Source organism: Polaromonas sp. P1_G2 (assembly GCF_056405515.1).
This window is the reverse complement of sequence record NZ_JBFUBY010000285.1, coordinates 1-5,118: the sequence shown is the minus strand read 5'-3', so window position 1 is coordinate 5,118 and position 5,118 is coordinate 1. Positions and strand designations below refer to the sequence as shown.

6 protein-coding genes are annotated in these 5,118 nt (G+C 65.6%); all 6 read left to right on the top strand.

The features are described from left to right. Nucleotides 1–104: 104 nt before the first annotated feature. The 6 genes from AC1D0P_RS21570 to ureG are packed head-to-tail and all read left to right on the top strand — an operon-like array spanning nucleotide 105 to nucleotide 4,965. Entirely contained in the window at nucleotides 105–410 is a 306-nt protein-coding gene (locus tag AC1D0P_RS21570; protein ID WP_477678620.1) for an urease subunit beta, read from the top strand. 24 nt (nucleotides 411–434) lie between these two features. After that, a complete protein-coding gene (locus AC1D0P_RS21565) occupies nucleotides 435–1,115 on the top strand; it encodes a LysE family transporter (protein ID WP_477678619.1) in 681 nt (226 codons plus the stop codon). A 24-nt stretch (nucleotides 1,116–1,139) separates the two neighbouring features. Continuing rightward, nucleotides 1,140–2,858, top strand: a complete 1,719-nt coding sequence (gene ureC, locus AC1D0P_RS21560; RefSeq protein WP_477678618.1) for an urease subunit alpha — start codon at nucleotides 1,140–1,142, stop codon at nucleotides 2,856–2,858. Nucleotides 2,859–2,890: 32 nt separating this feature from the next. Then, nucleotides 2,891–3,535 carry an urease accessory protein UreE gene (gene ureE, locus AC1D0P_RS21555; protein WP_477678617.1) on the top strand — a complete coding sequence of 215 codons (645 nt, stop codon included), beginning with the start codon at nucleotides 2,891–2,893 and terminating at the stop codon, nucleotides 3,533–3,535. A gap of 37 nt (nucleotides 3,536–3,572) precedes the next feature. Continuing rightward, a complete protein-coding gene (locus tag AC1D0P_RS21550) occupies nucleotides 3,573–4,250 on the top strand; it encodes an urease accessory protein UreF (RefSeq protein WP_477678621.1) in 678 nt (225 codons plus the stop codon). A gap of 43 nt (nucleotides 4,251–4,293) precedes the next feature. Continuing rightward, complete coding sequence (gene ureG, locus AC1D0P_RS21545; protein WP_477678616.1) at nucleotides 4,294–4,965, top strand: urease accessory protein UreG; 672 nt, start codon at nucleotides 4,294–4,296, stop codon at nucleotides 4,963–4,965. The last annotated feature ends 153 nt before the right edge of the window (nucleotides 4,966–5,118 follow it).

The window sequence follows — 5,118 nt, the reverse complement described above, 5'->3', positions numbered from 1 at the left end:
GCTGGGCGCTGCGCAGCGCCAATGCCTGGCTGCCGCGCGCGGCCGGTGCAGCCGTCGCCGTCTTCGGCGTGGCACTGCTGGCCCGGCTGGCCTGAGGACGCAGCATGATTCCCGGAGAACTCATTACCGACGGCGCGGGCCATGTGCTCAACGCGGGCCGGCGCACGCTGACCGTCGTCGTGCAGAACACGGCCGACCGGCCCATCCAGGTCGGCTCGCATTACCACTTCGCTGAAACCAACGCCGCGCTCGGCTTTGACCGCGATGCGGCACGCGGCATGCGGCTCAACATCGCGTCGGGCACGGCCGTGCGTTTTGAGCCGGGGCAGCAGCGCACCGTCGAGCTGGTGGACTTCGCCGGTGAACGAAACGTCTATGGCTTTCGCGGCCTGGTCCAAGGCGGGCTCTGAGCCCCGCCAACCCAGGGCAAAGCCATGACGACACTGTTCATCTCCGCGTTTTTCCTGGGGCTGGTCTTTAATGCCGCGCCCGGCGCGGTGTTCGCCGAGACGGTGCGCCAAGGCGTGCGCGGCGGCTTCCGGCCGGCCTTCCAGGTGCAGGCGGGCTCGCTGGTGGGAGACGCCGTGTGGGCAGTCCTGGGCCTTGCAGGCATAGGCCTGGCCATGCAATTCGATGCCTTGCGCTGGCCGCTGGGCCTGGCGGGCGCCGCCTACCTGGCCTGGCTGTCCTGGGACAGCTGGCAGGCCGCGCGGGTCGAGCACACCATGGACAACGCCGGCGCGGCAGTTGCCGGCCAGGGCGCCCTGAAAAAAGGCATGGCGCTGTCGCTGACCAACCCGCAAAACATCGCCTACTGGGCAGCCATGGGCGGCGCAATGGGTGCGGTAGGCGTGGCCCACCCCGGCGCCGCGGACTACGCCGTCTTTTTTGCCGGCTTCATGGTCGCGTCCGTCGTGTGGTGTTTTGTGTGTGCCGCCGTGGTCGACCGCGTGTTCCGCCGACTGGGCGCGCGCTGGGCCCGGTTCACCTATCGCCTCTGCGCGGTGGCCCTGTTGGCCCTGGCCCTGGGCACGCTGCGCGAGCTTTTTTATCCGGTGGCCGGCGGTGGGGCGAACGGGCCGCGCATCGGCCAGCCCACAAGGCCTGCGCCGTAATTTTTCTGAATCGAGGATACAACGATGGCAACGATTGGACGCCGCGCCTACGCGGAAATGTTCGGCCCCACAGTCGGCGACCGCCTGCGCCTGGCCGATACCGAGCTGGTAGTCGAAGTCGAGGCCGACTACACCTTGCGCGCCGGCAGCTACGGCGAGGAAGTCAAGTTCGGCGGCGGCAAAACGATTCGTGACGGCATGGCCCAGTCGCAGAAGACCCGGGCTGAAGGCAGCATGGACTGCGTGATGACGAATGCGCTCATCATCGACCACTGGGGCATCGTCAAGGCCGACATCGGCCTCAAGGGCGGGCGCATCGCCGCCATCGGCAAGGCCGGCAACCCCGACACCCAACCCGGCGTCGACATGATCATCGGCCCCGGCACCGAAATCATCAGCTGCGAAGGCATGATCGTCACCGCCGGCGGCATAGACTCCCACATCCACTTCATCTGCCCGCAGCAAATCGAGGAGGCCTTGACCGCCGGCATCACCACCATGCTGGGCGGCGGCACCGGCCCGGCCACCGGCACCTTCGCCACCACCTGCACACCCGGCCCCTGGAACATCGAGCGCATGCTGCAGGCGGCCGACGCCTTCCCGATGAACCTGGGCTTCCTGGGCAAAGGCAACGCCAGTCTGCCCGCCGCACTGCATGAACAGATCAACGCCGGCGTCATAGGCCTGAAGCTGCACGAGGACTGGGGCACCACGCCGGCGGCCATCAGCAACTGCCTCGACGTGGCCGAAGAAACCGACACACAAGTCGCCATCCACAGCGACACGCTCAATGAATCGGGTTTTGTCGAGAACACGATTGCCGCGACAAAAGGCCGAAGCCTCTGCGCCTTCCACACCGAGGGCGCGGGCGGCGGCCATGCGCCCGACATCCTGCGCGTGGTCGGCGAAGAGAACTTCCTCCCCTCCTCCACCAACCCCACCATGCCCTACACCGTCAACACGCTCGACGAGCATGTCGACATGCTGATGGTGTGCCATCACCTGGACGCCGGCATCGCCGAAGACCTGGCCTTTGCCGAAAGCCGCATCCGCAAGGAGACCATCGCGGCCGAAGACGTGCTGCACGACCTGGGTGCGATCAGCATGTTCAGTTCCGACAGCCAGGCCATGGGCCGCGTCGGCGAGGTCATCATCCGCACCTGGCAGACCGCGCACAAGATGAAGCTGCAGCGCGGCAAGCTGCCCGGCGACAGCGAGCGCCACGACAACTTCCGCGCCAAACGCTACATCAGCAAATACACCATCAACCCGGCGATCGCCCACGGCATCTCGCACGAGGTCGGCTCGGTCGAGCCCGGCAAGTGGGCCGACCTGGTGGTCTGGAAGCCGGCCTTCTTCGGCATCAAGCCCTCAGTGATCCTCAAGGGCGGTTTTATCGCCATGGCGGCCATGGGCGACCCAAACGCCTCCATCCCCACGCCACAACCGGTGCACTACCGCCCCATGTTCGGCGGCTTCGGCGGCGCGATTGCCAGGGGTTCGCTGACCTTTGTCTCGCAGGCCGGCCTGAACGCCGGCGTCAAGGAGCGCTTCGGCCTGGCCAAGACCCTGAGCGCCGTGAAGAACGTGCGCGGAGTGCGCAAGCAGCACATGGTCCACAATGCCTACCTGCCCAGCATGGAAGTCGACCCGCAGACCTACGCTGTGCGTGCCGACGGCCAGCTGCTGACCTGCGAGCCGGCCAGCAGCCTGCCGATGACGCAGCGCTACTTCCTGTTCTGAATCCTGCTCTCCCGTCCTGTTTTTAAGGCCCCATGCTCCAGGTTTCCAAAGTCATTCCACAAGGCGCGGGCCTGGCCCCCGTCCTCGTCAAACGCGCCGCCACCGTCGAGCTCGACTGGGACGTGCGCCAGAAAAGCCGTTTCGACGCGACCGACTCGCTGGGCCGCCAGCTGGGTGTCTTCCTGCCGCGCGGCACGCTGGTGCGCGGTGGCGACGTGCTGGTGGCTGAAGACGGCTCCATGGTCAAGGTGATTGCCGCGCCGCAGGCGGTGCTGCGCATCACCGCCTGCACATCGCATGGCTCGCCCTTTGACCTGACGCGCGCGGCTTACCACCTGGGCAATCGGCATGTGCCGATAGAGCTCAAGCCCGACCACCTGAAGATCGAACCCGACCACGTGCTGGCCGACATGCTGCGCGCCATGCACCTGATCGTGAATGCGGCCGAGGAAGCGTTTGAGCCTGAAGGCGGCGCATACAGCTCGGGCGGACATGGGCATGGGCACCATCACGGGGACCATGCGCACAATCATGCGCCTGTTGCCGCGGCCACTACCGCCGAGCCGGTGCCGCACATACATGGGCCCGGCTGCAACCATGGCCATGATCACGACCACGCACACGAAACCAAGCCCGTGGCCATCCAGGTCCATAAGCACAAGCCGCACAGCCACTAGGCCCGCCGTGGACACATCCACACCGCCCGCGGTCTCCTTGCCGGCATCCAGCCTGCTCCAGCTGATCTGGCTGGCCTCGCCCGCGCTGCCCGTGGGCGGCTTCTCCTACTCGGAAGGGATGGAGGCGGCCGTCGAATGCGGCGAAGTCACAAGCGAAGCCATGGCCGCGCGCCGGCTCAGCGACCAGCTCCAGCTGGCGCTGACCCGCGGCGACCTGGCCGTGATCGCCCAGGCCATTCCGGCTTGGCGCGAGGGGAATCTGGAGCGCATCGCCGGCCTGAACGCCTGGGTGCTGCAGACGCGCGAGACCAGCGAGCTGCGCGCACAGGCCGAACAAATGGGCCGATCGCTGCTCGAATGGCTGCGCAACCATGAAGGCGCCAGCGCCGCGCACATAGAAGCCTGCGCCGCGCTGCAGCCGACCTATCCCGTGGCCTATGCGCTCGCCGCCTCACAGACAGCCGCCGGCGTGCGCGACTGCCTGCTGGCCTATGCCTTTGGCTGGGCCGAGAACATGATGCAGGCCGCGATCAAGTCCGTACCGCTGGGCCAGAGCGCCGGCCAGCGCATACTGGCCCAGCTGAGCCGCGACATCCCCGGCGCGGTCGAGACGGCGATGCGCCTGCCCGATGGAGAGCGCCAGGCCTTCTCCCCCATGCTGGCGATTCTGTCGTCGCAGCACGAAACCCAGTATTCGCGGCTGTTCCGCTCTTGACCCCGTCCATGCCGCCCTCCTTCACGATCTTCAAGGTATCCCCATGAGCTTGCACCACATCGCCAATCGCACCAAAAAACTTCCGCCCCTGCGCGTGGGCATAGGAGGCCCGGTGGGCTCCGGCAAGACCACGCTGCTCGAAATGCTGTGCAAGGGCATGAAGGCGAAGTACGACCTGGTGGCGATCACCAACGACATCTACACCAAAGAAGACCAGCGCCTGTTGACCGTGAGCGGCGCGCTGGATGCCGAACGCATCATGGGCGTGGAAACCGGCGGTTGCCCGCACACCGCGATCCGCGAGGACGCCTCCATCAACCTGGAGGCCATAGATCGCATGCTGGTGGATTTCCCCGATGCCGACGTCGTGTTCGTGGAGTCCGGCGGCGACAACCTGGCGGCCACCTTCAGCCCGGAACTGAGCGATTTGACGATTTACGTGATTGACGTGGCGGCCGGCGAGAAGATCCCGCGCAAGGGCGGCCCGGGCATTACGAAAAGCGATTTATTCGTGATCAACAAGACCGACTTGGCGCCTTATGTTGGTGCGGATCTGGAAGTAATGAAAAAAGACACCACCCGCATGCGAACCACACCCAAGGGTTTGAAACCATTTGTAATGACGAACCTCAAAACCCAGGCCGGCCTGGCCGAGGTGATTGCCTTCATTGAAACCCGAGGAATGTTGTTGCAGCCCAACACAACGGCCGCTTAAAGCGGACTTAAGGCCTTAAACGGGCCCCGAGAGAAGCCACGATGAACCCAGAGCGCTTAGCTCTGGAATTCGCTGGGATGCACGGTTTCGTACATCTTGCCGTCGCGGAAAAAGACCACCATCCAGTTGCCGAATTTTTGCGAAGGATGGGTG